General features: G+C 51.7%; 23 protein-coding genes and 2 pseudogenes. 5 read left to right on the forward strand and 20 right to left on the reverse strand.

Annotation, left to right across the window (positions count from 1 at the left end; all coding sequences use genetic code 11):
• Positions 1-87: 87 nt before the first annotated feature.
• Positions 88-750, reverse strand: coding sequence for an OmpA family protein (locus H3L98_RS05185; protein ID WP_027021061.1), 663 nt, complete (start codon positions 748-750; stop codon positions 88-90).
• Between the two features lie 380 nt (positions 751-1,130).
• On the opposite strand from H3L98_RS05185, the gene H3L98_RS05190 reads away from it, so the two are divergent.
• Positions 1,131-2,075: a LysR substrate-binding domain-containing protein gene (locus H3L98_RS05190; RefSeq protein ID WP_027021062.1), complete on the forward strand. Its 945-nt coding sequence runs from the start codon at positions 1,131-1,133 to the stop codon at positions 2,073-2,075.
• Between the two features lie 30 nt (positions 2,076-2,105).
• Positions 2,106-3,341, forward strand: a complete 1,236-nt coding sequence (locus H3L98_RS05195; protein WP_169733441.1) for a YihY family inner membrane protein — start codon at positions 2,106-2,108, stop codon at positions 3,339-3,341.
• Positions 3,342-3,385: 44 nt separating this feature from the next.
• Here the strand turns inward: H3L98_RS05195 and zapD are convergent, their stop codons facing one another.
• The 7 genes and pseudogenes from zapD to aroE form a co-directional block, all read right to left on the reverse strand.
• Positions 3,386-4,135 carry a cell division protein ZapD gene (gene zapD / locus H3L98_RS05200; RefSeq protein ID WP_027021063.1) on the reverse strand — a complete coding sequence of 250 codons (750 nt, stop codon included), beginning with the start codon at positions 4,133-4,135 and terminating at the stop codon, positions 3,386-3,388.
• Positions 4,136-4,159: 24 nt separating this feature from the next.
• Positions 4,160-4,765 (reverse strand): dephospho-CoA kinase, encoded by a 606-nt coding sequence (coaE, locus tag H3L98_RS05205; RefSeq protein ID WP_027021064.1) that lies wholly within the window; start codon positions 4,763-4,765, stop codon positions 4,160-4,162.
• A gap of 3 nt (positions 4,766-4,768) precedes the next feature.
• Positions 4,769-5,680 (reverse strand): prepilin peptidase, encoded by a 912-nt coding sequence (locus H3L98_RS05210; RefSeq protein ID WP_027021065.1) that lies wholly within the window; start codon positions 5,678-5,680, stop codon positions 4,769-4,771.
• 4 nt (positions 5,681-5,684) lie between these two features.
• Positions 5,685-6,953 (reverse strand): type II secretion system F family protein, encoded by a 1,269-nt coding sequence (locus H3L98_RS05215; RefSeq protein ID WP_027021066.1) that lies wholly within the window; start codon positions 6,951-6,953, stop codon positions 5,685-5,687.
• 88 nt (positions 6,954-7,041) lie between these two features.
• Entirely contained in the window at positions 7,042-8,721 is a 1,680-nt protein-coding gene (gene pilB / locus H3L98_RS05220; RefSeq protein WP_027021067.1) for a type IV-A pilus assembly ATPase PilB, read from the reverse strand.
• 127 nt (positions 8,722-8,848) lie between these two features.
• Positions 8,849-9,535: a monofunctional biosynthetic peptidoglycan transglycosylase gene (mtgA, locus tag H3L98_RS05225; RefSeq protein ID WP_027021068.1), complete on the reverse strand. Its 687-nt coding sequence runs from the start codon at positions 9,533-9,535 to the stop codon at positions 8,849-8,851.
• Positions 9,536-9,672: 137 nt separating this feature from the next.
• Positions 9,673-10,473, reverse strand: a pseudogene (aroE, locus tag H3L98_RS05230) (shikimate dehydrogenase); the annotation flags it as partial.
• A gap of 287 nt (positions 10,474-10,760) precedes the next feature.
• Here aroE and hisC point away from each other — a divergent pair.
• Positions 10,761-11,822: a histidinol-phosphate transaminase gene (gene hisC / locus H3L98_RS05235; RefSeq protein WP_027021069.1), complete on the forward strand. Its 1,062-nt coding sequence runs from the start codon at positions 10,761-10,763 to the stop codon at positions 11,820-11,822.
• On the opposite strand, the gene H3L98_RS05240 is transcribed toward hisC, so the two are convergent.
• Positions 11,810-12,634: a hypothetical protein gene (locus H3L98_RS05240; protein ID WP_027021070.1), complete on the reverse strand. Its 825-nt coding sequence runs from the start codon at positions 12,632-12,634 to the stop codon at positions 11,810-11,812. The genes hisC and H3L98_RS05240 overlap by 13 nt on opposite strands.
• A 99-nt stretch (positions 12,635-12,733) precedes the next feature.
• Here H3L98_RS05240 and hisB point away from each other — a divergent pair.
• Positions 12,734-13,324: pseudogene (gene hisB, locus H3L98_RS05245) on the forward strand (imidazoleglycerol-phosphate dehydratase HisB); the annotation flags it as partial.
• A gap of 340 nt (positions 13,325-13,664) precedes the next feature.
• On the forward strand, positions 13,665-15,002 hold the full coding sequence (gene gdhA, locus H3L98_RS05250; protein ID WP_027021072.1) for an NADP-specific glutamate dehydrogenase: 1,338 nt from the start codon (positions 13,665-13,667) through the stop codon (positions 15,000-15,002).
• A gap of 97 nt (positions 15,003-15,099) precedes the next feature.
• Here gdhA and hemC read toward each other — a convergent pair whose 3' ends face one another.
• The 11 genes from hemC to yjgA all read right to left on the reverse strand — a co-directional run bounded on the left by hemC (position 15,100) and on the right by yjgA (position 23,874).
• Complete coding sequence (hemC, locus tag H3L98_RS05255) at positions 15,100-16,038, reverse strand: hydroxymethylbilane synthase (protein ID WP_027021073.1); 939 nt, start codon at positions 16,036-16,038, stop codon at positions 15,100-15,102.
• A gap of 15 nt (positions 16,039-16,053) precedes the next feature.
• Positions 16,054-16,782 carry an amino acid ABC transporter ATP-binding protein gene (locus H3L98_RS05260; protein ID WP_027021074.1) on the reverse strand — a complete coding sequence of 243 codons (729 nt, stop codon included), beginning with the start codon at positions 16,780-16,782 and terminating at the stop codon, positions 16,054-16,056.
• Positions 16,783-16,805: 23 nt separating this feature from the next.
• Positions 16,806-17,588 carry a 16S rRNA (adenine(1518)-N(6)/adenine(1519)-N(6))-dimethyltransferase RsmA gene (rsmA, locus tag H3L98_RS05265; protein ID WP_027021075.1) on the reverse strand — a complete coding sequence of 261 codons (783 nt, stop codon included), beginning with the start codon at positions 17,586-17,588 and terminating at the stop codon, positions 16,806-16,808.
• Positions 17,589-17,622: 34 nt separating this feature from the next.
• Positions 17,623-18,198 (reverse strand): D-glycero-beta-D-manno-heptose 1,7-bisphosphate 7-phosphatase, encoded by a 576-nt coding sequence (gene gmhB / locus H3L98_RS05270; RefSeq protein WP_027021076.1) that lies wholly within the window; start codon positions 18,196-18,198, stop codon positions 17,623-17,625.
• On the reverse strand, positions 18,195-19,271 hold the full coding sequence (locus tag H3L98_RS05275) for a glycosyltransferase family 8 protein (protein ID WP_034332959.1): 1,077 nt from the start codon (positions 19,269-19,271) through the stop codon (positions 18,195-18,197). Before H3L98_RS05275 ends, gmhB begins: the two co-directional genes overlap by 4 nt.
• The gene (locus H3L98_RS05280; RefSeq protein WP_027021078.1) at positions 19,234-20,307 is read right to left on the reverse strand and encodes a glycosyltransferase family 9 protein; all 1,074 of its coding nucleotides are present in this window, start codon (positions 20,305-20,307) and stop codon (positions 19,234-19,236) included. Before H3L98_RS05280 ends, H3L98_RS05275 begins: the two co-directional genes overlap by 38 nt.
• A 15-nt stretch (positions 20,308-20,322) precedes the next feature.
• Entirely contained in the window at positions 20,323-20,760 is a 438-nt protein-coding gene (locus tag H3L98_RS05285) for a DUF7832 domain-containing protein (RefSeq protein ID WP_027021079.1), read from the reverse strand.
• Positions 20,761-20,769: 9 nt separating this feature from the next.
• A complete protein-coding gene (locus H3L98_RS05290; protein WP_051531932.1) occupies positions 20,770-21,840 on the reverse strand; it encodes a glycosyltransferase family 9 protein in 1,071 nt (356 codons plus the stop codon).
• A gap of 25 nt (positions 21,841-21,865) precedes the next feature.
• Positions 21,866-22,801: a YheT family hydrolase gene (locus H3L98_RS05295; protein ID WP_027021081.1), complete on the reverse strand. Its 936-nt coding sequence runs from the start codon at positions 22,799-22,801 to the stop codon at positions 21,866-21,868.
• Between the two features lie 75 nt (positions 22,802-22,876).
• Positions 22,877-23,347 (reverse strand): DUF2750 domain-containing protein, encoded by a 471-nt coding sequence (locus H3L98_RS05300; RefSeq protein WP_027021082.1) that lies wholly within the window; start codon positions 23,345-23,347, stop codon positions 22,877-22,879.
• An 11-nt stretch (positions 23,348-23,358) separates the two neighbouring features.
• A complete protein-coding gene (yjgA, locus tag H3L98_RS05305; protein ID WP_027021083.1) occupies positions 23,359-23,874 on the reverse strand; it encodes a ribosome biogenesis factor YjgA in 516 nt (171 codons plus the stop codon).
• Positions 23,875-23,916: the final 42 nt, after the last annotated feature.

Below are 23,916 nucleotides of genomic sequence, written 5' to 3' on the forward strand. Positions count from 1 at the left end.
AAAAACCGCTTCTGTTGGTAAAAACAGAAGCGGTTATGTTTTGCACCCCACCGCTGCGGTATTTGCCCGCAGCGGTAGATACGGGGATTAGGGCTGTTGGGTAACAACCGATTGGATACGAACGTCCACGCGGCGGTCGGGTTCGATACACGCGATAAGGGCAGAGCGTTTTTTCGCTTTGGAAACTTTTTTGCCCAAACGTGCCACTTCGGCTTGACAAGACGCAGTCATACGCGCTTGGCTTTCGCCCAAGCCCACGGCAGAAATCTTGCCGGCAGGTACGCCGCGGTTTACCAAGTAGTTGGCAACCACATTGGCACGACGCTCAGACAGCGCTTGGTTGTAGGCATCGCTACCCATAAAGTCGGTATGACCTTCCACGCGTGCTTTAACCACTTGTGCGTCAGACAATTGAGTAGCCAAGGCGTTCAAGGAATCCACAGCTTGCGGACGCAAGGTGTCTTTGTCGAAACCAAACAGGAAGTTGGACGAGAAAGTAACCACTTTTTCTACGGGTTCGGGTTGGGGCGGAGGTGGGGGAGGCGGCTCTTGTGCCGGAGGTGCAGCTGCATCGCCACACTCTGCCAAGCCTTCAGTGGCTTTGTTCAAATAGTTGTTTTCCCAGCATTCGCCATAGCTGTTGCGAACAACTTCGCCAGACTGTTCGCTGACGGTATAACCGTTGGCTGCGGCGCCGGCAGAGGCAAGCAGGGCAAGCATCATGGCGCTTAATTTGATTTGTTTGGTCATGTTATTCCCTCATCAAAAATGATTGGCAGAAAAACACGATATAACTTTGATATGCGTGTTCTGCCGACTTACGAGATTCAGGTAGGCCGCAACTGCAGGCGGAAACCTAAATTTTCAGGGTTAACTATAAAGAAAACAGGCGGTTTCTGTCAATAGAAAAAGCCGCTGCCCCCTTGGGGGGAAACCTGTGTTTTAACGGCTTAAATGGTTGTATGGATAAGTGAATCGGGTGGTTTGAGACGGTTTTTTTTTTGTTGTGGTTGTGTAAAAACAACATCGTTGCCGCCTTTGCTTTTGGCGGCGGGCGTGATACATTGCCGCTTTTGCCGTGGGTTGGCGGGCGCGTACGGCACGGAAAGTTTGATAATAAAGGAGTTTTGATGAAGCTGCAACAATTGCGCTATGCGGTGGAAACTTTCCGCCGCAACCTGAATGTGTCGGAAGCGGCGGAAGCGCTGTTTACCTCACAACCGGGGGTGTCCAAACAAATCAAGCTGTTGGAAGAAGAAATCGGCGTGCAGATTTTTATCCGCAACGGCAAGCGCATGGTGGCGGTAACGCCTGCGGGCAGAGCAGTGCTGGAAACCGCCGAGCGGATTTTGCGTGATGTGCAGCGCATCAAAACCATAGGCAGCGAATTTGCGGGCGGCGGGACGTTTACCGTAGCGGCTTCTTACAGCCATGCGCGTTATGTGTTGCCCGCAGCGGCGGCAGCATTTGCGGCGGATTATCCCGATGTGCGCTTGAATATTTTAACGGGTACGCCCGATGAAGTATCGGCAATGGTGTTGCGTGGCGAAGCGGATGTGGCGGTGTGCAGCGAGTTACCGCAAATCCTGCCTGCGCCTTTGCGCCAGCTGATGTGCGGGGCGTGGGCTTACGCGCTGTTGTTGCCGAAAACCCATAGTTTGGCGCAAAAAGAACGGATTTTATTAAGCGATTTGGCGGATTGTACGCTGCTTACCTATAATTATGCGGTATTGCCGCACGCGGCGTTTGCGCGGGCGTTTGCGAGGGCGCGGCTGCCGTGGCGGGCAACTTTATTGTCGGGCGACAACGATTTGCTGAAAGCCTATGCCCGTGCAGGCTTGGGCGTGGCGTTATTGGACGCGGCGGCGTGTGCTGATGAAGCCGAATCCCCGCAATGGACGGTGCGCGATGTTAGCCACTGTTTTGAACCTGCCTATACCCGCATTTTGTTGCGCGCCGATGTGCCTTTAAGCCGTTATGCTTACGACTGGCTGGCGCGTGTGTCGCCCGATTTGTCGCCTGAGCGGGCAAATGCGCTGCTGTATGACACGCCTGTAGATGATTTTTCAATTTAATTTAAAAATAATATATTTAGGATGGCAACCATGTCTGCAATTTCTTCGTCTGATGTTGGCAACAAACTCGGTTTCGCCGCATTTTTGTGGAAGCGTTTTAAAGAAGCGCGGGTGCTTCAAGCGGCGGGCAGTCTGACTTTTACCACCCTGCTGGCTTTGGTACCGCTGCTTACCGTAATGCTGGTGGTGATTACCGCATTCCCCGTGTTTGGCGACGTTTCATCGCTGTTTGAACGCTGGGTAAACGATTTACTCGTCCCCAGCGGCGCATCGGCGGTATCGGACTATTTGGCGCAGTTTAAAACCCAAGCAGGCGGATTAACCGCGATGGGCTTGGCTGCCATGACGGTAAGCGCCTTGCTGCTGATGCAAACCATAGAACGTGCTTTTGACGGCATTTGGCGCGCCCGCAGCAAACGCCCTTGGTGGGTGCGTTTTTCGCTGTATTGGGCGATTTTAACGCTGGCGCCCGTGGTGGCGGGCGCGGGGTTGTCGGCTTCCACGCGCATGGCGCAATGGTTTCCGTCTTGGTCGTCTGGCAATATCGTTTGGGCGGGGCTGGCGTTTGATGTGGTGCTGCTGTATGTGCTGTACCGCTTGGTTCCCAACCGCCAAGTCCCCAATTTGCACGCTTTGGCAGGCGCGGTGCTGACGGCGCTGCTATTGGAAACCGCCAAATGGGGTTTTGGGATTTATGTGCGTAATTTCAATAGTTACCATGTGGTGTACGGCGCGTTTGCCGCCATGCCGCTGTTTTTGGTGTGGATGCACGTTTTGTGGTCTATGGTGTTGGGGGGTGCGGTGCTGACGGCGTGTTTGTCTGATTGGAACGGCGGCGCGGTTGAGCTGTCCGACAACGGGCGCGAGCGTTTTGATACCGCCGTGCAGGTGCTGTTGCTGTTGAAAACCGCCCAGCACGAAGGTAAAAACATGACTTTACAAGATTTTGGCAAGCGCATCCGCGTCAATAGCGAGCGTTTGGAAGAGGTGTTGAACAAGCTGGCGGAAGACGACTACATCGGCATGGAAGCCAAAGGCTGGCTGTTAAAAACCGCTGCCGACCAAATCCAACTGAAAGATTTGTTTGAACGTTTGGTGTATCAACCGGGCTTGGAAGGCGACAGCGTGCCGCGTGCTTTACGCGCCCTGATTTTGCCGGGACTGGAGCGTTTGGACATCAGCTTGAGCGATTTTGAGCGGAGTTTGGTGGAAGTGCCGGTGGTGTCGGACACGCCTGAAGCGGACGAGCTGAAACTGCCTGACTAACAAACAAGGCTGCGGATTGTTCCCGCAGCCTTGTTTTGATTGGGCTAATTTTTTGCACCGTCAAAACTGCACAAAATCAATTCAAACGGAAAATCTTTTTCAGCGTGTTTGCTGCGGGTGCTTTCCTGATTGGCTTCTAAAAAACCGATATTGGTAAAGTATTTATTGGCAGAAACTTCGGGTACGACTTCATGTTCGTGTTCCACGCCGATGCGCAGCAGGTGGGTGGTTTGAATCAGTCCGCCGTGCTGGTACACGCCTTTTTTGGCTTCACATGCCAAAGTTTGCGTGTTTTGATACAGGTTTGCCAGCACCAGCTCTACCGCCTGCTGCACGGGCAGGGTGGCTGCCGACCATTTTTGCAGATAGGCGCGGTGCTGTTCGGGGCTTTGGTGCAGCCAATAGTGATAGCTGGGCAGTTCCACGGCGGTGGTGCTGCCTGCGATATTGAGTTTTTGCTTGAGTGCGGTCAGCCATTCGTTTTCGCGCAAAGCGGCGCGGCTGGTGGTGTTTTGCAACCCTGCAATGGCTTGGTTAAGCTGTTCCAAATAGGCTTTGTCGGGTTCGGCAGCAGCGTTTTGCAACATGCGCTGGCGTTCCAATTCGTGCAGCAAATCGCGTTTGAGGTCGGCGCGGGAAGCGCATTCGCTTAATTCAAACAGGGTGCATACGGCGATATGGTGCTGCCATTTGTCGTCTGATTCGAGGGTTTCATTAAAACGCTGGGCGAGCTGTCCCAGTCGGATAAAATTGCGGACGCGTTCGGAAAGCGGATAATCAAAGTAGAGTTTCATCGGTGTCCTTTTCGGGCAACGGGGTTATGGGGCGTAACGCTGTAAATAGTTTTGGTGTTGGCGGGCAACGGCAGCGGCTAGGTCTTGTGGGCTGCCGTGGTTGGGAATGATGTCGTCTGCCAAGGCAAAACGGCTGGCATCATCGGCTTGGGCGGTGATAATGGCGCGGACTTCGGCTTCACTCAAACCATTGCGCTGCATCACGCGGGTAAGGCGCACATGTTCATCGCTGTGTATCAGCAGTACGCGTTGCACCAAGGGGCGGAAATGCGGGTGTTCGGTAAGGGTGGGCAGCTCCACCAGCCCGTAAACGGCGTGGCTGCGGGCTTGTTCGGTGCGGATTTGGGCGATAATCAGCGGATGCAGAATATGTTCCAGCTGCAGTTTGGCGGCGGGGTCGGTAAAAATCAACTGTCGCATTTTATCGCGCCGCAACAAGCCGTTTTCGTCCAACATCTGCCCGCCAAAGCTGCGGGCAATAGCAGTTAGCGCGGGGCTGTCTGTGGTGCTGATTAAACGGCGGTTTACCGCATCGGCATCAATCACGGGAACACCAAAGCTTTTAAAATAAATGGCGGCTTGGCTTTTTCCGCTGCCAATGCCGCCGGTCAGTGCAATCCATGCCGTCATGATTTAAAAGCCCGATTTGTGCAGCCACCAAGCAATTGCCGTGCCTGTGTGCGCGTGAAACAGGAACACCAGCCAGCCCGCCACCGCCAAACACGGACCAAACGCCATCGGTTGTCCGCGTGATACCCGTTTGAGCAATGCTGCTGCAATCCCCACCAGCGAAGCCGCCAACACCACCACAGGCAACATCCCTGCGCCCACCCATGCGCCGATGGCTGCCAGCATTTTAAAATCGCCGTAGCCCATGCCTTCTTTGCCTGTCAGCAGCTTAAACAGATGATACAGCAGCCACAAACTCATGTAGCCTGCTACTGCGCCCCACACCGCTTGCGACAGCGGCACAAAGCCCGTGTGCAGGTTAAACAGCAAGCCCAGCCACAGCAGCGGCAAAGTCAGCATATCGGGCAACAATTGCGTATCGGCATCAATAAAAGTTAATGCCAACACAAACGCCGTCAGCACACAACCCCACAACGCCACCGCGCTGCCGCCGTAACGCCACGCCACCAGCGCGAACAATACCGCCGTCAGCATTTCCACCAGCGGATAACGCACCGAAATGGGCGCACGACAGCCAGCACATTTTCCGCGCAACAATAACCAACTGATAACAGGAATGTTCTGCCATGCTTTTACAGGCGCACCGCAATTGCCGCAGCGCGAACGCGGCGTAATCAGATTAAACGCAGGTTCGGGCGTGTCCGGCACACCCAACAGCTTTTGCGCTTCAGCAGTTTTGTCGGCGGGCAACCACGCAATCACCTGTTTGACTGCCGCTTCCAACATCTGCTTGGCAGCCAAAGCGTATTCGCGTTCCATCATCACGGGAATGCGGTAAATCACCACATTCAAAAAACTGCCCACCAGCAGCCCGAACAGGGCTGCGGCGGCAGTGACGAAAACGGTTTCTTCCATTGGCTTAACCGAATACGTTACCGATATTAAACAGCGGCAGATACATTGCCACCAAAATCACACCGATAATACTACCCAATACCACCATAATAATCGGTTCCATCAAAGACGACAGCATCGCCACAGCATTATCCACTTCGTCTTCATAAAATTCCGCCACTTTGTTCAGCATATCGTCCAAAGCACCCGATTCTTCACCAATAGATGCCATTTGTACCACCATATTGGGGAAAATCTGCGCTGCTTGCATAGATGAAGTCAGTGAAATACCCTGATTCACCTTGCTGCGGATTTCGTGTGTGGCTTCTTCATACAAAATATTGCCCGATGCACCCGCCACCGAATCCAAGGCTTCCACCAATGGCACACCCGCTGCAAACAGCGTGGCAGTGGTACGCGCCCAACGGGCAATGGTGGCTTTTTGCACAATCTGACCGAAAATCGGCATTTTCAGCAGCCATGCATCTACTTTTTTCTGGAAAGCGGGCGAGCGTTGGTGAATTTGCACCAGCGCGACAACAAAGCCCACCAAGCCCAAAATAATCAACCAGCCGTAAGCCACGAATATATCGGAAATATTCATCATAAAGGCAGTCAGCGCGGGCAGTTCTGCGCCCAAGCCGTCATATACCTTTTTAAATTCGGGCAACACGAACATCATCATCACAATCACCAGCACAATCGCCACCACGATAACCGAAATCGGGTAAGTCAATGCGCTTTTTACTTTTTTCTTGATGGCTTCGGTTTTTTCTTTATAAGTGGCGAGTTTGTCGAGCAGGGCTTCCAATACACCGCCCGCTTCACCTGCCGCCACCAAGTTGCAATAGAATTTGTCAAAGTATTTGGGGTGTTTGGCAAACGCGCTTGCCAAAGACGTACCTTGTTCCACGTCGGCACGCACACTTAACAACATGCGCGTCATGGTGGCGTTGGAATGCCCTTTTGCCACAATATCAAATGCCTGCATCAGCGGCAAACCAGCTTTCATCATGGTGGAAAGCTGGCGGGTAAACACGGTTAAATCTGCCTGCGTGATTTTTTTGTCCCGCGTTTTTTTCATTTTGGTGATTTGCAGCACCTTTACCTGACGGCGCTGCAGCTTTTGGCGGGCTTCTTCTTCGTTGCGGGCAACCACTTCACCGCGCACAATGGATTCGGTTTGCAGGTTGCGCCCTTCAAACTGGTAGCGGTTGCCTTTTTCTTTCTTTTTGGGCGAAAAGGCTGCGGCTTTTTTCGCTGGGACGGTTTTGACGGGTTTTTTGGCGGCCATAGACGACACCTATTAAAAGTTAAAATCGGTTGATGGGGTAGGGCGTTTGCCGTTTCGTTGCGCTTTCTATTTGAAACGGCGGCAAACCCTATTCGTTGGTGGTGGCAATCACTTCTTCAAGCGAGGTAATGCCTTGCATCACTTTCAGCAAACCGGAACGGCGCAAATCCACCAAGCCTTCTTCGTAGGCAATATTGGCAATATCGACTTCGGTACCGTTGTTCATAATCACGGCTTTCATTTTTTCGGTCATCGGCATCACTTCATACAAACCCGCCCGTCCTTTATAGCCTTTGCCTTTGCACACTTCGCAGCCTACAGGACGATACATCACCCAATCGCCTGCCAAATCTTCATCGGTAAAGCCTGCGCGTTTGAGGGCGGGTTCGGGCGGACGTTCCATGGGTTCTTTGCAGGAAGAACAGAGACGACGTGCCAAACGCTGCGCCATAATTAGATTGACGGAACTGGCGATGTTAAACGGGGCAACACCCATGTTCAGCATACGCGACAGGGTGGCGGGGGCGTTGTTGGTGTGCAGGGTGGAAAATACCATGTGACCCGTTTGGGCGGCTTTAATGGCGATGTCGGCAGTACCCAAGTCACGAATCTCACCAATCATGATGATGTCAGGGTCTTGACGCAGGAAGGCTTTGAGTGCCGCTTCAAAGGTTAAGCCCTGTTTGTCGTTGACGTTTACCTGATTGATACCAGGTAAGTTAATCTCGGCGGGGTCTTCGGCGGTGGAAATGTTCACATCGTCGGTATTCAGAATGTTCAGGCAGGTATAAAGTGATACGGTTTTACCCGAACCCGTAGGACCTGTTACCAACACCATGCCGTAAGGACGGTGAATGGCTTCCATAATCAATTCTTTTTGGAAGTCTTCAAAACCCAGTTGGTCGATGTTCAGCGTGGCGGCATCGGAGTTCAAAATACGCATCACCACTTTTTCGCCAAACAGGCAGGGCATGGTGTTCACACGGAAGTCAATGGCTTTCGTGCCTTTACCAAATTGCAGCTGGATACGTCCGTCCTGCGGTACGCGTCGTTCGGAAATATCCAGTTTTGCCATTACTTTAATACGCGATGCCAACTGGCTACGCAGGTTGAGCGGCGGTTGCACCACTTCGCGCAACTGACCGTCCACACGGAAACGCACCCGTGCCATTTGTTCGTAAAATTCAAAATGGATATCCGATGCGCCTGCATTGAGCGCGTCTGACAAGACTTTTTGGATAAAGCGGGCGATGGGACCGTCTTCTTCTTCCTCGCCGTCCACAATCATGGTTTGCGCCTGGGCTTCCTGCAAGGCGCTGTCTGCGCCCATTTCGCGCAACAGGCTGGTGCTGCTTTGTCCGAACCATTCCAGAAAATTGCTTAAGTGGTCATCGCGCACCAGCACCAAATCAACAGACAAACCGCTGGAAAACACCAGTTTTTGCAGTGCTTGGATATTGGTGGGGTCGGATACGCCCATAAACAGTTTTTTGCCGCGTTTGAACAAAGGTACGCAGCGGTGTTCCGCCATTTGGTTTTCGTCCAGCAAATCGGTCATCAGCCCGCGCCGCGAAAACGCATTAAGGTTAAACTGCGGGTAGTTGAACATGCGCGACAGCAAAGACGACAAATCTTGGGGGGTAATGATTTTGTCGTTAAAAATGGTTTGCAGAAAGCTGTTGTTTTCGGCTGCTTGTTGGTATTTGCTGACTTTTTCTTGCGGTATCAGCTTCTGTTGCAGCAGAACACGAAATAAACCGATGCTCATAAGACGTGCCTTGTGGTAAGGGGTTTTGTAACAAAATTAAGTGCAATTATACAAGATTATCAGGTGTTTTGGGATTTCTGCGCGTGTGTGGCGGGGCGGCTGCGTTTCAATCGCACAACAAACGGCTTTATTCGGGCAGTTTGGCGCTGTTCATGCGCTTGAGGATAATTTCGGTTTTGCGGCGCAGGCGTGGGTCGTTGGGTTGGTCGGCGTAGCGCAGCGGCGCGGATACGCGGGCAGCAAGCGCGGCGGCTTGGCGCGGGTTCAGCTGTTTGGCAGACACGCCGTAAAAATGTTGGGCAGCAGCTTCTGCGCCGTAAATGCCGTAACCCCATTCAATCACGTTTAAATACAAGGTGTAAATGCGTGTTTTGTCGGTGGTGGCTTCCAATATGGCGGTAAGCGCGGCTTCTTCGGCTTTGCGCCAATAGCTGCGTTCTTCATTTAAAAACAGGTTTTTAACCAATTGCTGACTAATAGTAGAACCACCTGCGCGGATTTCCCCTTGGGCGCGGTTGCGGCGGGCGGCTTGACGGATGCCGTCCCAATCAAAACCGCCGTGAACGGCAAAACGCGCATCTTCCGAGGCAATCAAGGCTTTTTTTAAATGGGGCGAAATATCCTGATAATCCACCCAACGGTAATCGCGTTTGACTTCGGGTTTGCGTTCTGCCAACTGCGCCATGCGTGTGTTCATAAAGGCAGTGGACGAGGGTGCAAGTGTGCGCAGTCCGATGATGCTGCCATAAGCATACATATTAAATGCCAATAATAAAAACAAGGGGGTAAGCAACAAATAGGCAAAGTATTTCATTGGCATTCCTTTTTTGGTTCAAACCCCGCCGCAGAAGGGGACTGCTGTAGGTTGGGGGTGTATTAGCCGCAGTCGGGGGTGTGGAAATATTCGGCTTCGTCGCAGGGCGTGCTGACAGGCAGCGGCAGACGGCGGTGGCGCAGTGCGTCAATCACTTCGGCGGTGGCAGGCGAAAAACCGCGCCACAAACGGTAGGATTCGGCTGCCTGACACACCAGCATGCCCAAACCGTCGGCGGTGGCGGCTGCGCCGTTTTGCGCGGCAAAATCCATAAAGATGGTGCTTTCTTCGCCATAAGCCATATCATAGGCAAGGCGGCAGTCGGCAAATACGGCAGACGGTACGGCAGGCATATTGCCGTGCAAACTGCCCGACGTGGCGTTAATCACAATATCAAAACCGCCGTTCAGCACGTCAAACGGCAAAGCTTCAATATCAAAACGCTGTGCCAGTGCCAAGGCTTTATCGTGGCTGCGGTTGGCAAGGGTAAGCCGTGCGCCTGCTGCCAATAAGGGCGAAATCACCCCACGCGCCGCACCACCTGCGCCCAACAGTAATACTTTCGCACCGTTTAAATCCGTATCGCAATGGTTTTGCAAATCGCACACCAACCCCGCGCCATCGGTATTGTCGGCACGCAGTTTGCCGTTTGGCAGGGCAATCAGCGTGTTGGCTGCGCCTGCCGTTTGCGCCCTGTCGCTGTGTTCGTCTGCCAAATCAAAAGCATATTCTTTAAACGGTACGGTAACATTCGCACCGTTTGCGCCCGCGCCGAAAAAGGTTTCTATTGCACAGGCAAAGCTGTTGCGGTCAATATCGGCAGTGATGCGGCGGTATTCAATATAAGTGCCTTCTTGCTTGGCAAACAGGCGGTGGATTTGCGGCGAACGGCTGTGGGCAATCGGGTTGCCGAAAACGGCATAACGGGGTGTGGTCATATTCAAACGTAAAAAACAAATCGTACAACAAGGGGCAGCAGGCGCAGCCCGACAAAACAGGTAAAAAAACAAACAAGCCTCTGTGCTTGCCGTTTTAAGTCAGTATACAAGCAATTACTGTACAAGTTGGCGTGGTTTTCTGCTATAGTGGGGAAAAAGCCGCGCACATTTGCCTGCGCTTAACCGATTTTAAAATTTAGATAATTGATTCTAATTGATTTTACCTAAAGAAAACACTTTGTGTGAATTTATTAAAATTCCTTTTTGTTTGAGTTTGAAAGCCCGCCATGCCGCTTGATTTTATCCGCCCCGACATCCGCGCCATGCACGCCTACCACGTTGCCCGCCTGCCTGCCGATTGGCTGAAATTGGACGCAATGGAAGTGCCTTACACCTTCCCCACAGCCTTGCAAAACGAACTGGCAACCGCACTCGCGCATACCGAAATCAACCGCTATCCCAATCCCGCCGATTCTACTTTACCCGCCGCTCTGCGCCGCGCCTTTGCCATTCCCGAACAGGCACACATCGCCCTAGGCAACGGCTCGGACGAATTGATTCAGTTTATCAGCTTATTATTTGCCCGCGCAGGCGCGAAAATGCTGGTGTTGGAACCCAGTTTTGTGATGTACCGCCGCAATGCCGAATTATTTGGTATGGAGTGTATCGGCGTCCCCTTAAAAAGCGATTTTTCTTTGGATTTGCCTGCCGTGCTGGAAGCGGTGAAAATCCACCAACCCGCACTGATTTTTCTCGCCTATCCCAACAACCCCACAGGCGTGGCGTTTGCCCGTGCCGAAATAGAGGCCGTGATTGCCGCTGCGCAAGGCTTGGTGGTGATAGATGAAGCCTATGGCGCATTTAGCGGCGACAGCTTTTTAGCGCAAGCAGGCACACCCGAAAACCTATTGGTTTTGCGCACCTTAAGCAAAATCGGTTTTGCAGGATTGCGTTTGGGTTATGCTGCAGGTGCGCCCGCCGTTATGCAGGAACTGGCGAAAATCCTACCGCCTTATAATATGAACTGTTTAAGCCTGACCGCCGCCGAATTTGCCCTGAATCATATGGATGTGGTAAACCAACATATTGATTTATTGAAACAAGAACGCGAACGCCTGTTTGCTGCCTTGCAAGAGATAAACGGCGTAACCGTATTTCCCAGCCAATCCAACTTTATTACCGTGCGCCTTCCCGATGCCGAAGCTGCGTATCAAAAATTATGGGATAACAAGATTTTGGTGAAAAAACTGCACGGCAGTCATTCTTTATTGGATAACTGCCTGCGTTTAACCATTGGTACGCCCGAACAGAACGATGCTGTGTTGTTGGTGCTGACTCATTTGGCATGATTACTATGAAAACGCATCACATCGGCGATTTGTTTGGGCGAATAATAGTACGTTAGCGCATCCAAAAATGCCAAAGTGTACTCACAAACCTGTGCGCGGTCTTTCTCATTGCGAATTTCCTTAGGCTCGGGAATATCGCTGATTTTTTCCAGCACGCCGCGCAATACAGGTTCTACATCTTTCTGTTTCGGCTGCGGTCGGTCGGGGGTGTAACTGCGTATCACTTTGGCAAATGCCTCTGCACTTGCCCGAATCTGCTGTTCAGGAATCGCAGACATTAAATCCTTATCGGGGTCCCAGCGTTTTTCGGGCGATATGGCTTGAAAACACGCTTCACTGCCCATTTTATGGCGGATTTCGGCGAGATTTTGCAGGTTTACCCGCACATATTCGGCAATTGCCGCATCGTCTGCGCCGTTTAGGTATTTGGTCAGCATCACTGTCTGGCTGCGCATAACAGCATAACGCTGTAATTTTTTTCGTGTTTCCGGTTTGCTCATACGGGGGTCGTCTTGTACCAGTGCTTTCATTTCATCACGCAATTTGTTAAATGTCAGTGGGTCTTTTTCCTTAATTGCTGCGAAAGCAGGGTTTTGTAACATAATGGTTTCAATATTGGTTTTTGATTTGCCGGATGCCATGAGCTTGGGACCTGCCAGTTTATGAAAAGTAAAGCTAAACAGGCAAAGCAGCAACAGCGTACACAAAGCCCGCAACATGGTTGATTCTTCAAACAAGGCTGTTGCTATTTTTCGTGCAACAATGGCAGAGGCTACTATCGCCAACAGGCTGATAACTGCATCAATAATCATGGTAAAATTCCTTTTTCTTAAACAAGATTAATAGATTTTAACACCCTTTTATACAGCCTGAAAGCTGTTTTTCCTTTAAACAAAGAAAGTTAAATCATGCGAACCGCCACCGTTTCACGCAACACCAGCGAAACCCAAATCACCGTTTCTGTTAATTTGGACGGCACGGGCAAAGCCCGTTTTGACACAGGTATTCCCTTTTTTGAACATATGCTTGACCAAATCGCCCGCCACGGCTTGATTGATTTGGACATTACTTGCAAAGGCGATTTGCATATTGACGACCATCACAGTGTGGAAGATGTGGGCATTACTTTGGGACAGGCGTTGCGCCAAGCATGGGGCGACAAAAGCGGTATTGCCCGCTACGGTCATGCCTATGTGCCTTTAGATGAAGCCTTGAGCCGTGTGGTGCTGGATTTGTCGGGGCGTGCGGGACTGCATTATCATGTGGACTACACCCGCGCCCGCATTGGCACATTTGATGTGGATTTATTTGAAGAATTTTTTCACGGTTTGGTCAATCATGCCATGATGACCTTGCATATTGACAACTTGCGCGGCAAAAACGCACATCATCAGGCGGAAACCATTTTTAAAGCCTTTGGACGCGCGTTGCGGATGGCGGTGGCGCACGATGAGCGCATGGCGGGACGGATGCCGTCCACCAAAGGCACGCTGACTGCCTAAAACGCGCCCTTTACCATGCATGCTTCAGGCAATGAAATAAAACAAGCTGCTTGTGCGTTTGAATGTAATTTATTTCGTTGTCTGATTGGGCTGTGTAGTTTAACAAGCTACCCGAATTGGGGTGAACCCGATTTTCTTGTCAAAAAATTTTATTATTTTGTAAAGATATGTCATTTTTACACGGCAGTAAGCTGGTATTAGCGACATTTTCTTGTTAGACTGTGATTACTCTGTAGTTGAACAACATTTTTGGGCAAAATAACTGCATCAGAATGTAATTTGATTACAGATTAATCAGAAAAACGTAATTCTCTACAAAACCTTTATCAGGAGTCAGAAAATGAGCGATTTAAACGCCCTGTTTCAAACCATCAAACAACGCGACCCCAACCAAACCGTGTTTCATCAAGCCGTAGAAGAAGTATTCGGCAGCTTGCAACCGTTTTTGGCGAAAAACCCGCGCTACAGTCAGGCAGGTTTGTTGGAGCGCATCGTTGAACCCGAGCGCGTGATTATGTTCCGTGTGTCTTGGGTGGACGACCAAGGCAAAGTGCAGGTAAACCGCGGCTACCGCGTGCAAATGAATTCGGCGATTGGTCCGTACAAAGGCGGCTTGCGCTTCCACCCCACTGTAGATTTGGGCGTGCTGAAATTTCTGGCTTTTGAACAAGTATTTAAAAACTCTTTGACCACCCTGCCCATGGGCGGTGGCAAAGGCGGTTCTGATTTTGACCCCAAAGGCAAATCAGACGGCGAAGTAATGCGCTTCTGCCAAGCCTTTATGACCGAGCTGTCGCGCCACATCGGTGCGGATTTGGACGTACCTGCCGGCGACATCGGCGTGGGCGGTCGCGAAATCGGTTTCTTGTACGGTCAATACAAACGTGTCCGCAATGAATTTGCTTCCGTGCTGACCGGTAAAGGTTTGGCTTACGGCGGCAGCCTGATTCGCCCCGAAGCCACCGGTTACGGCACAGTTTACTTTGCTGAACACATGCTGAAAACCAAAGGCGAAAGCTTTGAAGGAAAACGCGTTTTGATTTCCGGTTCGGGCAATGTGGCACAATACGCCGCTGAAAAAGCCATTCAACTGGGCGCGAAAGTGCTGACCGTGTCCGATTCGGGCGGTTTTGTACAGTTTGGCGACAACGGCATGACCGAAGCCCAACTGGCTGCTTTGATGGAATTGAAAGAAGTTCGCCGCGAACGTCTGTCGGTTTACGCCAAAGAACAAGGTCTGCAATTCTTTGAAGGCAAACGTCCTTGGGGCGTGGCGTGCGATGTGGCACTGCCCTGCGCCACTCAAAACGAGTTGGACGAAAACGATGCCAAAACCTTGTTGGGCAACGGCTGTATCTGCGTGGCGGAAGGCGCGAATATGCCTTCTACTTTGGGTGCGGTGGAAGCTTTTGTTAATGCGAAGATTTTGTATGCACCTGGTAAAGCATCTAATGCAGGTGGTGTCGCCACTTCTGGTTTGGAAATGAGCCAAAACGCTATTCGCCTGTCTTGGACCCGCGAAGAAGTAGACCAACGCTTGGCAGGCATTATGGAAAGCATTCACGAAAACTGTGTGGCCAACGGCAGCGAAAACGGTTTTGTGAACTATGTAAACGGCGCGAACATCGCTGGCTTCAAGAAAGTGGCAGAAGCCATGCTGGCACAAGGCGTGGTGTAAGCAGCGTTTGTTAAAGCCTAATTAAACAATCCCCTGTTTCTGCATGGAAACAGGGGATTTGGTTTTGCAGGTGCAGTTAGCTCAAAAAGTCAATGAATCAGCTTTCTGACAACACTGCCGCTATCAATTCTGTTGCGCCGTCATCTGCCAGTTTTTTGGCAACGGCGCGACCCAGCGCATCGGCATAGGGGGCAGGGGCTTGTGCCGAAGCGTTCAGCGTGTGTGAGCCATCAGGATGCCCGACCAAACCGTGTAAAGTCAGTAAACCGTTGTCGTCGCCCGTGCAGTAAGCCGCCAACGGTACTTGACAACTACCACCCAAAGCGCGTGCCAAAGCGCGTTCGGCGGTCACGCAAGCGGCGGTTTGTGCGTGATTTAACGGCAATAAAACTTCAATTAAATCCGTGCGGTGCGCGGCAATTTCAATGCCCAACGCGCCTTGTCCTGCTGCGGGCAAGCTGTCGGCGGGCGACAACACATTGCGGATGCGTTCCTGCAAGCCCAAGCGTTCCAAGCCCGCTGCCGCCAAAATAATGGCATCGTATTCGCCCGCATCCAGCTTCGCCAAACGGGTTTGCACATTGCCGCGCAGAGGACGCACAGTTAAATGCGGAAAACGGGCGCGTAACTGCGCTTCACGGCGCAGGCTGGACGTGCCGACTACCGCACCATCGGGCAAGGCACTTAAATCATTAAATTGATTGGAAACAAAGGCATCAAAAGGATTGGCGCGTTCGCCGATGGCAGCCAGCGCAAAACCTTCGGGCAAAACCATCGGCACATCTTTAATGGAATGCACCGCCAAATCGGCGCGACCGTCTTGCAGAGCCTGTTCCAATTCTTTAATAAACAAACCTTTACCGCCGATTTTGGACAGGGTTTTGTCTAAAATCTGGTCGCCTTGGGTGGTCATCGGCAAAATACTGACGGCGCAATCGGGGTAAAGCATTTGCAATTGTGCCTGAACGTGCCGCGCCTGCCACATCGCAAGCGGGCTTTCGCGGCTGGCAATAATCAGGGATTTGGGTGTTTTCATTATAAATTCAGTCTGTTAGTGCGACATAATTTGGCTTAAAAACTGCTTGGCGCGGTCGGTTTGCGGATTTTCAAAGAAACTTTTCGGGTCGGCGGATTCCAAAATCTGCCCGTGGTCAATGAAAATCACACGGTCGGCCACTTCGCGGGCAAAACCCATTTCGTGGGTGACACACATCATGGTCATGCCGCTTTGCGCCAAATCTTTCATTACTTTCAATACTTCGCCCACCATTTCGGGGTCCAGCGCGGAAGTAGGCTCGTCAAACAGCATCACACGCGGTTCCATCGCCAAGCCGCGGGCAATCGCCACGCGCTGCTGTTGTCCGCCTGAAAGCTGGGTGGGCAGCGCATCTTTTTTGTGTGCCAAGCCCACTTTTTCCAATAACGCCAATGCTTTGGCTTCGGCATCGGCGCGAGGTACGCCTTTTACCTTTACAGGCGACAAGACAATGTTTTCCAAAACGGTTAAATGCGGATACAAATTAAAGTGTTGGAATACAAAACCCACTTCGGTACGGACTTTGTTTAAATCGGTTTTTGGGTCGGCAACATTGATGCCATCTACCCAAATTTCGCCTGAAGCAATGGTTTCCAGCTGGTTTACCGTGCGAATCAGCGTGGATTTACCGCTGCCCGAAGGTCCGCACACCACCACCACTTCGCCTTGGCGGATATCCAGATTGACACCGTTAATCACATGCAGGTCTTTGAAATATTTGTGAACGTTTTTAAAGCTCACCATAATTTTGTTTTTGTCGGTTACGGTCATTGTGCGTTTTCCTGTATCAGATAATTGCTTAATTGCACATAGTTTTGTGGTGGAATGGCTTCGGCGCGTTGTTGCGGCGAAATGCCCACGGCTTGCAAATCGTCATCGCTTGCCAAGTGTTTTAAATTATTGCGGATGGTTTTGCGGCGTTGATGGAAGGCATCGCGTACCAAGTCGCTAAAATGTTTGAAATTTTTTGCCGTGCCAATGCGCCCTGCCAAGGGAATCATGCGTACCACTGCCGAATCCACTTTGGGCGCAGGCTCAAAAGATTCGGGGGGAACGTCCAGCAGTTTTTCCATTTCAAAAAAGTATTGCAGCATCACACCCAATCTGCCGTAATCGTTGCTTTCAGGCAGGGCAACCATGCGTTCAACCACTTCTTTTTGCAGCATAAAGTGCATATCGACAATATCATCGGCGTAGTCGCTTAATTTAAACAGCAGCGGCGTGGAAATATTGTAGGGCAGGTTGCCGACAATTTTCTTTTTGCCGGCAATGCTGTTGAAATCAAACTGCAAAACATCGCCTGCGTGAATGTGTAATTTGTTGGCAAAAGCTTGTTTTTGCAGATGGGCGATGATGTCGCGGTCTATCTCGCAAACGTGCAGGGCGTTCAGTTGTCGGCACAACGGTTCGGTAATCGCGCCCAATCCGGGTCCGATTTCAATCACAATATCATCGGCATTCGGGCGAACGGCGCGGACGATGTCGCCGATAATGCGGGTGTCGTGCAGGAAGTTTTGCCCGAAGCGTTTGCGGGCGCGGTGCGGGGTCATGGCGGTGGAAAAACGGGTAAAGGGGCGTATTGTATCAGTTTTCGGCGGGGGTTTCGGCTTCGGCTTCGGGTGCGGCGGCAAGAAATTGGGAAAACGCCCATAAATCGTCAAAAATTAAGGTGTTTTCAGGTAATCTGTCGGCGTGTTCGGCAAGGGTTTTTTCGCCTTTCCCTGTTTTAACCAACACGGATTTTCCGCCTGCTGCTGCCATTGCCTGCAAATCGCGCAAGCTGTCGCCCACCAAATAGGTTTCGGCGGCATCGGCTTGAAAACGCTCTAAAATATCCAAGACCATACCTGGTTTGGGCTTGCGGCAGGTGCAGCCGTGGTCGGGCAAGTGCGGACAAAACCAAATACCGCTGATTTCGCCACCTGCCTGATGAACCAGTTTGTGCATTTTGGCGTGCATTTCGCTTAAGCTTTGTACCGTAATCAGTTTGCGCCCGATGCCCGATTGGTTGGTGGCAACGGCAATGGTGTAGCCAGCTTGGGTTAAAAAGGCGATGGCGTCCATGCTGCCGTCTATTGGCTGCCATTCGTCGGCAGATTTCACAAAGTCGTCGCGGTCGTGGTTTATCACGCCGTCGCGGTCGAGGATAATCAGTTTCATGCGGGGGCTTTCGGAATCAGACGGATTTTGCGTAATAAATATTGCAGGTAATAACGGATGGCTTCTGATTGACGGTTTTTCTGCCATAAGTATTTGGCGTAATGGCGGTATTCAGAAGTATTCCGTAAATACGGCGGTTGTGGGTAGGCGGTGTCGCGCCACGGGCTGCGTAGGGCATATTGGGCATAAGTAGGGGTTTTTTCAGGGATAATCTGCCAAGGTTTGGGGCTGCCGGCAAAATGGACGATACGGGCGGGGTGTTCCGATAAATCATCGGGCCAATCGGTGTCTTTGGGATAGCAGTTGTAACGTTTGGGAATCAGGCAGACATCGTTTTGAAAAAAGATATTAAGCATATCTTGGTCGGCAAAAGTTAAAACATGGGCATTCAAACGTGAAACGGTTTCGGCTAGGGCAGAATCGGTTTGGCGGCTGTGCCATTTTTTGATATCAATGAGCAGTACGCCCGAATTAAAATAAATGCTCTGCGGCTGAAAACCCAATGTTTGCAAATAGCTGTCGTGGTATTGTCCCGACAGGGTTTTGAGTTCTAATATGCAATCGGCTGCCGCGCCAATGGTGCAACCGCGCAAATCCATATCAAGCAAGGGGGAAAGGTCGCCCAAACACAGGGTATCAGCATCTAAATACAAAACCCTATCCACGCCTTGCTGCGATAAGATGGCGGGCATAACCAAACGGTAGTAAGCCACAGCAGGCAGGGTGTGTGTTTGTAAACCGGAAAATGCGGCATCGTTTAAATAATAGGTGCTGATGCAAAAATTGTCTTTAACCGTGCGTAATTGTCGGAAGCGTTCGGCTTCGGCATCAGGCATATCGCCGGTAAACAGGTGGAAATGCAGCGGAATATCGGGGTGGTTTTCCAAAATGGAAAAAATGGCAATGCCGACATAGCGTAAATAGGCGGGGTTGGCGGCAAAGGCGATATGGTACGCTGTTCCTGTCAGAAGGGTGTGAATCAGTTGCTCGGAACGCAGCAGTAAGTTTTGTTGGGCGAACATGGTCATCACTTTATTAGGGAAGTTGTGCAATGTGTTCGGCGATTTGTGCATTCAACCACTGCGAGGCTGTATCCAGCGGAAAATGGCGGGTGCTTTTGGATATTTCGCCCGTATCGGCAAAAATAATCTGGTAGGGAACGCCTGTGTTGGGTCGGGGTTGCCAAAGAGCGATGTTGTCGGGCAAATTGGCATAAAAAGCCAACAACGGTCGGGAAAAAGCACACGCCAAATGCACACTGCCGCTATCCACACACACGGCAATATCGGCAGCAGCAACCAAGCCCGTATATTCGCGCACATTGGTGGGCGGGGCGAGTGTCAAACGGATATCGGCACGGCAGCGGGCGCGAAGATAGCGCAGATAGGTTTCGGAAAAACGGGCGCGGCAAAGCAGAAACTCGGTACGCGCAGCATCGGCAGCGGGAATGCGGTTCAGCAGTTCGGCAAGTTCGGCGGTGGGAATGCGGCGTTTGTGGTAACTGCCCTGCGGTGCGAGCAACACGCGCACTGTATCGGGTTGCCATGCTTGGCGTGCCGCTGCAATTTCATTTTCGGGCAATGCCAGTTCAAATTTTGCCTGCGGTAATTCGCGCCCGCGTGCCAGCACCGAATGTATCAAACGGTCTGCCATGTGGCAGTTCGGCGGCGGCGGACAGTGAAAATCGTAATTTTTAACGTTTTCAACAGTATAGTATTTTTTGTCGCGCTTATGAAAAATAATGCTGATTTCGGGCGCAAGCAGCGCATCTAAAGCAATATTAATGCTGTAAAACGATTCGTAAAAATCCAACAGCACCTGCCATTTTTTGCGTTGATGAAAATAACTGGCACGGGTGTCGTCAATCAGTTCGTCAAAATGCGGGCAAAGTGCCAAAACATCACGGTTGCGCGGGGTTACAAAAATCCCCAGCCTGCAATGCGGGTAAGCGTGTTTGATTTGGGCAGCATAGGCGCAGTTGGCAACGGCATCGCCCACAGCATCGCCCACAGGACGGATTAATACCGATTGCAGACGGGAAAAGTCAAAATCGGTACGCGGCGTTTTGTTGGCAAACAGGCGGGTCAGGATTTTTTTGGACAGGTACATGGTTGCAGCCGTGGATTAATAATGTTTGAGCGTTTTGCGCCAGTTGTCAAAAGCGGCTTGAAACACGGGATTAAGTACGCGCTGGTGTAAGGGAATATCTGCCACGCGGTAAAATCCATCTTCGTCTTCCAAGCCTAGAGCGGTAAAGTAGTCACTTAAAAAATGCCCGTAACCTTCGTCTTCATCAGCGTAATAATATTGGGTAAAACGGTTGCCTAAATCATTGAAGCAGGTGGTGTCAATGCCGCCGTGAAGCTGGCTTAAGACAAAAGTTGCGCCTGAAATTTTGCCTTGCAGCATCATGTTGAAAGTAGGTAGTTCGGCGGCTTCGGGGCTGTGCAGGTTTTGGGAAGCTGCCCATGCGAAATAATAGCCGATATGGTGGGCGGCGTGTTTGGGTGGTACGCCCACGGGCAGGGCGGCAAAGTGGAAGCTGATGTGGTCGTAATGCATAACGGTATTTTATTCGGAAAAAAGGTTGGTTAAGTGTCGGCTGATGTGTTCGGGGCTGACTTCGTTAATATGGTGGCGGTAAAACAACACTTGTGCGCCAGGCGACTGGGGTTGCCAGTTGGCGAAATTTTGTGGGTCTTCGCGGTAAAACGCCAAAACGGGTTTATGAAAGGCATCGGCAATATGCACGGTGGCGGTGTCGGGGCTGATCAGGCTGTGCGCCAAACGGATGATTTCAATGGTTTGGCTGATGCGGGTGGCGGGAAAACACACGATTTGCGGCGAATGCGCGGCAGCAAGCTGGATTAGCTTGTCGTTGAAAGCGGGTGCGCCCAGCAGCACAAAACGCCGTTGTGGAAAATCGTGGGCAAGCTGTTTAAGAATATCATTAATTTGACTGTTGCCGAAACAGCGGCTGCGCGATGCGCCGAAAAAATTAACGGCGGTATAGTGATTGCTTACTAATTGATTTTCTTGTAAAAAAGCATCGGCGGTTTGCTGGGCTTCGGTATCGGCAGGCAAATCGGCGAGGGTATCAATGTCTGTAATGCCTAATAACTCAAGGGCTTGGCGGTACACTTGGGCAAAATGCAGCTGTGTGTTGTTGATGCTGCGGGCAAACAGGCGGTAATCGGCTTTTAAATAACCAATGCTGAACGGCGCAGCCAGCAGGCGCAGCAGCAGCAAATCGCGGTTACGCAGCAAAACAGTGGGGTCTATTAGGGCATCGTATTGTTTACGCAGCTGAAAACCGATGCGTAAATAGTCGCGCAGGTGTTTGGGACGGACAAAATAAATGTCGTCAATATGGGGGTTGTGCTCAAAAAAGAATTGGTTGTTGTGGTTGCACAGCACGCCGATGCGGATGTCGGGGCGGGTGCGTTTGATTTCGCGGTAGGCAAAAGAGCTGACAATGCAGTCGCCGATTTTACCGTCTTGGCGCAAAAACAACACGGAACGGATATGGTCGGGAATGGAGGTGGTGCAAGGGCGGTCAAGCAGGCGTTTGCCCCAGCGCAGGCGCAGACCTTGCAGCTTGGCTTTGAATGATTTAAACAACAGTTTGGCGCGTGGGGGCATGGTGGGGACAGACTGAAAATTCAGATTATAGCGTGTCTGCTGCCGATGCTTCAAAAAACTTCAAAACGGTGTCGGGCAGCCAGCGCAAATGTCCGCGTCCGCCTGCGGAAACAAAACCGCAATGTCCGCCGTGTTCGGGTTGCAGCAGTTGCACGCTGGCGGAAACCTGATGCGGCTGTGGTAAAAAGGGCGGGGGTAAAAAGGGGTCGTTTTGGGCGTTGATGATGAGGGTGGGACGGGTAATGTTTATCAGGTGGGGCAAGGCAGCGGCGCGGGCGTAGTAGTCGTGTTCGCTGGCAAAACCGTGAATAGGGGCGGTGTAAGCGCGGTCAAACGCACCCAGCGACAGGCAGCGTTGCGGCGGCTGCGGGACTTTTTTAAGTAGGGTATGCAAAAAATAAGGGGTGTACAGTAGCCACGCCAAACCGCGTTCCAAAGCGGCGGCGGCGTTGGGCAAATCCAAAGGGGCAGACACCACGGCAGCGGCATCAAGCAAGGCATTATCGCCTTGTTCGCCCAAGTATTTTGCCAAGGCGTTGCCGCCTAAAGACACACCTACAACATACAATTTGCGGTAACGGCGGCGCAAAACGGCGAGCATGTGCGCCACTTCGCGGGTGTCGCCGCTGTGGTAGGTGCGCCGTGCATCCACACCGCCGCAGCTGCGGAAATGGGCGACCACGCCATGCCAACCGTGTGCGGCAACGGCATGCATCAGGGCAGTGGCGTAATGGCTGCGGCTGCTGCCTTCCAAGCCGTGCAACAGCACCACGGCGGGCGCATCGGGCTGCGGCGCATCAACAAAATCATAAGCGGCGAGGTCTTCGCCATAGCTGTCGGCAATCAGTTCGCGGCGGTAGGCAGGCGGCGGCGCTTGCAGGGTTTTGGCGTACAGGGTTTGGGCATGACCGTTGGTCAGCCAGCTGGGGGGAATCAGTGGTGCGGGGGTAAAATGGGGCATGGCAAGGATATAAAATCAGATAAAATAAAGAAAAATCGGACAGCCGACAGACTGTCCGAATAATCATTTTGTATTTTAATGCAATTTTTCCTGATGCGCCATAATGCGTTCCCATTCCAAACGGTAGCTTTGCAGCTCGTCAAATTCGGGGAAGTTGTCGCGCCCCGAAAATGCCATTTCGTCTAATAAATCGCCCAGTAATTCAACGGGTTCAATTTCTGTGCCGTAAAGCTGCGGGTCAAAGGCAATGCCTGCCAGCACTTGGTCTTGGTCCATATCAATCAGAATATCATACATAAAATCGATTAGCCCGATGGATACGGTGCGGTAGTCTGCCCATTCTTCCTGACGGCATTCGTTGGCGGCGGCGGCGTTGTGCCAAAAACAATACACGGTTTCAGGCTCGCCAAAACGGTTTTCATACACTTCTGACGGGCATTCGGCGAAATAGTCTTCGCCATCTTGTAGGGTGTAAACGGTGCCGGTGGCGACAACGGTGCGGATAAAATCGCTATAGGCGGGGTCTTGATTCGGGTAGTTCATCATGGTTTTGCTTATTATTCAGGGGTATCTGCGGATTCTGCTTCGGGTGGGGTGTCCATGGCGGCTTTGAGTGCCTGATAGAGGGCGCGGTAGTGCTTGGGCGGTTTTTGTTGGGCTTGTTCTTTGCGGGCGTTGCGGATAAGGGTGCGCAGTTGTCCGACATCGGCATCGGGGTACTGGGCGATAAAGCCGGTAAGGGCGTCGTCGCTGTCTAATAATCGGGTGCGCGCCTGTTCCACGCGCTGCAAAAAGGCGTTGTGGGCTTGGTGGTCGCCTTTGAGTTTGGCTAAAAAATCTTGAATGGGGGCGGGGTCGGTATCGCGCATCAAACGCCCGATATACTGTGCCTGACGTTTTAATGCGCCGTTGGCGGTGATGTTGCGGTAGTCGCGCACGGCTTGATACAGCTCTTCGGGCAGTCCGATTTTTTTGAGGGTGGAATCGGACAGGCGCGTGAGTTCCATGCCCAGCTGCTGCAGGTGGTGCATGTGTTTTTTAACGGCGGTTTTGCTGGGGGCTTGTTCGTTCATGGCGGTACGGCGGTGGGAAAAAACGGGGTATTGTAGCAAATC

Origin of the sequence: Conchiformibius steedae, assembly GCF_014054725.1 — a bacterium.
GTDB classification, from domain to species: domain Bacteria; phylum Pseudomonadota; class Gammaproteobacteria; order Burkholderiales; family Neisseriaceae; genus Conchiformibius; species Conchiformibius steedae.

Coding starts and splice junctions, on each gene's coding strand:
- H3L98_RS05185 (WP_027021061.1), bottom strand. CDS start 750: ATGACCAAACAAATCAAATTAAGCGCCATGATGCTTGCCCTGCTTGCC.
- H3L98_RS05190 (WP_027021062.1), top strand. CDS start 1,131: ATGAAGCTGCAACAATTGCGCTATGCGGTGGAAACTTTCCGCCGCAAC.
- H3L98_RS05195 (WP_169733441.1), top strand. CDS start 2,106: ATGTCTGCAATTTCTTCGTCTGATGTTGGCAACAAACTCGGTTTCGCC.
- zapD (WP_027021063.1), bottom strand. CDS start 4,135: ATGAAACTCTACTTTGATTATCCGCTTTCCGAACGCGTCCGCAATTTT.
- coaE (WP_027021064.1), bottom strand. CDS start 4,765: ATGACGGCATGGATTGCACTGACCGGCGGCATTGGCAGCGGAAAAAGC.
- H3L98_RS05210 (WP_027021065.1), bottom strand. CDS start 5,680: ATGGAAGAAACCGTTTTCGTCACTGCCGCCGCAGCCCTGTTCGGGCTG.
- H3L98_RS05215 (WP_027021066.1), bottom strand. CDS start 6,953: ATGGCCGCCAAAAAACCCGTCAAAACCGTCCCAGCGAAAAAAGCCGCA.
- pilB (WP_027021067.1), bottom strand. CDS start 8,721: ATGAGCATCGGTTTATTTCGTGTTCTGCTGCAACAGAAGCTGATACCG.
- mtgA (WP_027021068.1), bottom strand. CDS start 9,535: ATGAAATACTTTGCCTATTTGTTGCTTACCCCCTTGTTTTTATTATTG.
- hisC (WP_027021069.1), top strand. CDS start 10,761: ATGCCGCTTGATTTTATCCGCCCCGACATCCGCGCCATGCACGCCTAC.
- H3L98_RS05240 (WP_027021070.1), bottom strand. CDS start 12,634: ATGATTATTGATGCAGTTATCAGCCTGTTGGCGATAGTAGCCTCTGCC.
- gdhA (WP_027021072.1), top strand. CDS start 13,665: ATGAGCGATTTAAACGCCCTGTTTCAAACCATCAAACAACGCGACCCC.
- hemC (WP_027021073.1), bottom strand. CDS start 16,038: ATGAAAACACCCAAATCCCTGATTATTGCCAGCCGCGAAAGCCCGCTT.
- H3L98_RS05260 (WP_027021074.1), bottom strand. CDS start 16,782: ATGGTGAGCTTTAAAAACGTTCACAAATATTTCAAAGACCTGCATGTG.
- rsmA (WP_027021075.1), bottom strand. CDS start 17,588: ATGACCCCGCACCGCGCCCGCAAACGCTTCGGGCAAAACTTCCTGCAC.
- gmhB (WP_027021076.1), bottom strand. CDS start 18,198: ATGAAACTGATTATCCTCGACCGCGACGGCGTGATAAACCACGACCGC.
- H3L98_RS05275 (WP_034332959.1), bottom strand. CDS start 19,271: ATGCACAAATCGCCGAACACATTGCACAACTTCCCTAATAAAGTGATG.
- H3L98_RS05280 (WP_027021078.1), bottom strand. CDS start 20,307: ATGTACCTGTCCAAAAAAATCCTGACCCGCCTGTTTGCCAACAAAACG.
- H3L98_RS05285 (WP_027021079.1), bottom strand. CDS start 20,760: ATGCATTACGACCACATCAGCTTCCACTTTGCCGCCCTGCCCGTGGGC.
- H3L98_RS05290 (WP_051531932.1), bottom strand. CDS start 21,840: ATGCCCCCACGCGCCAAACTGTTGTTTAAATCATTCAAAGCCAAGCTG.
- H3L98_RS05295 (WP_027021081.1), bottom strand. CDS start 22,801: ATGCCCCATTTTACCCCCGCACCACTGATTCCCCCCAGCTGGCTGACC.
- H3L98_RS05300 (WP_027021082.1), bottom strand. CDS start 23,347: ATGATGAACTACCCGAATCAAGACCCCGCCTATAGCGATTTTATCCGC.
- yjgA (WP_027021083.1), bottom strand. CDS start 23,874: ATGAACGAACAAGCCCCCAGCAAAACCGCCGTTAAAAAACACATGCAC.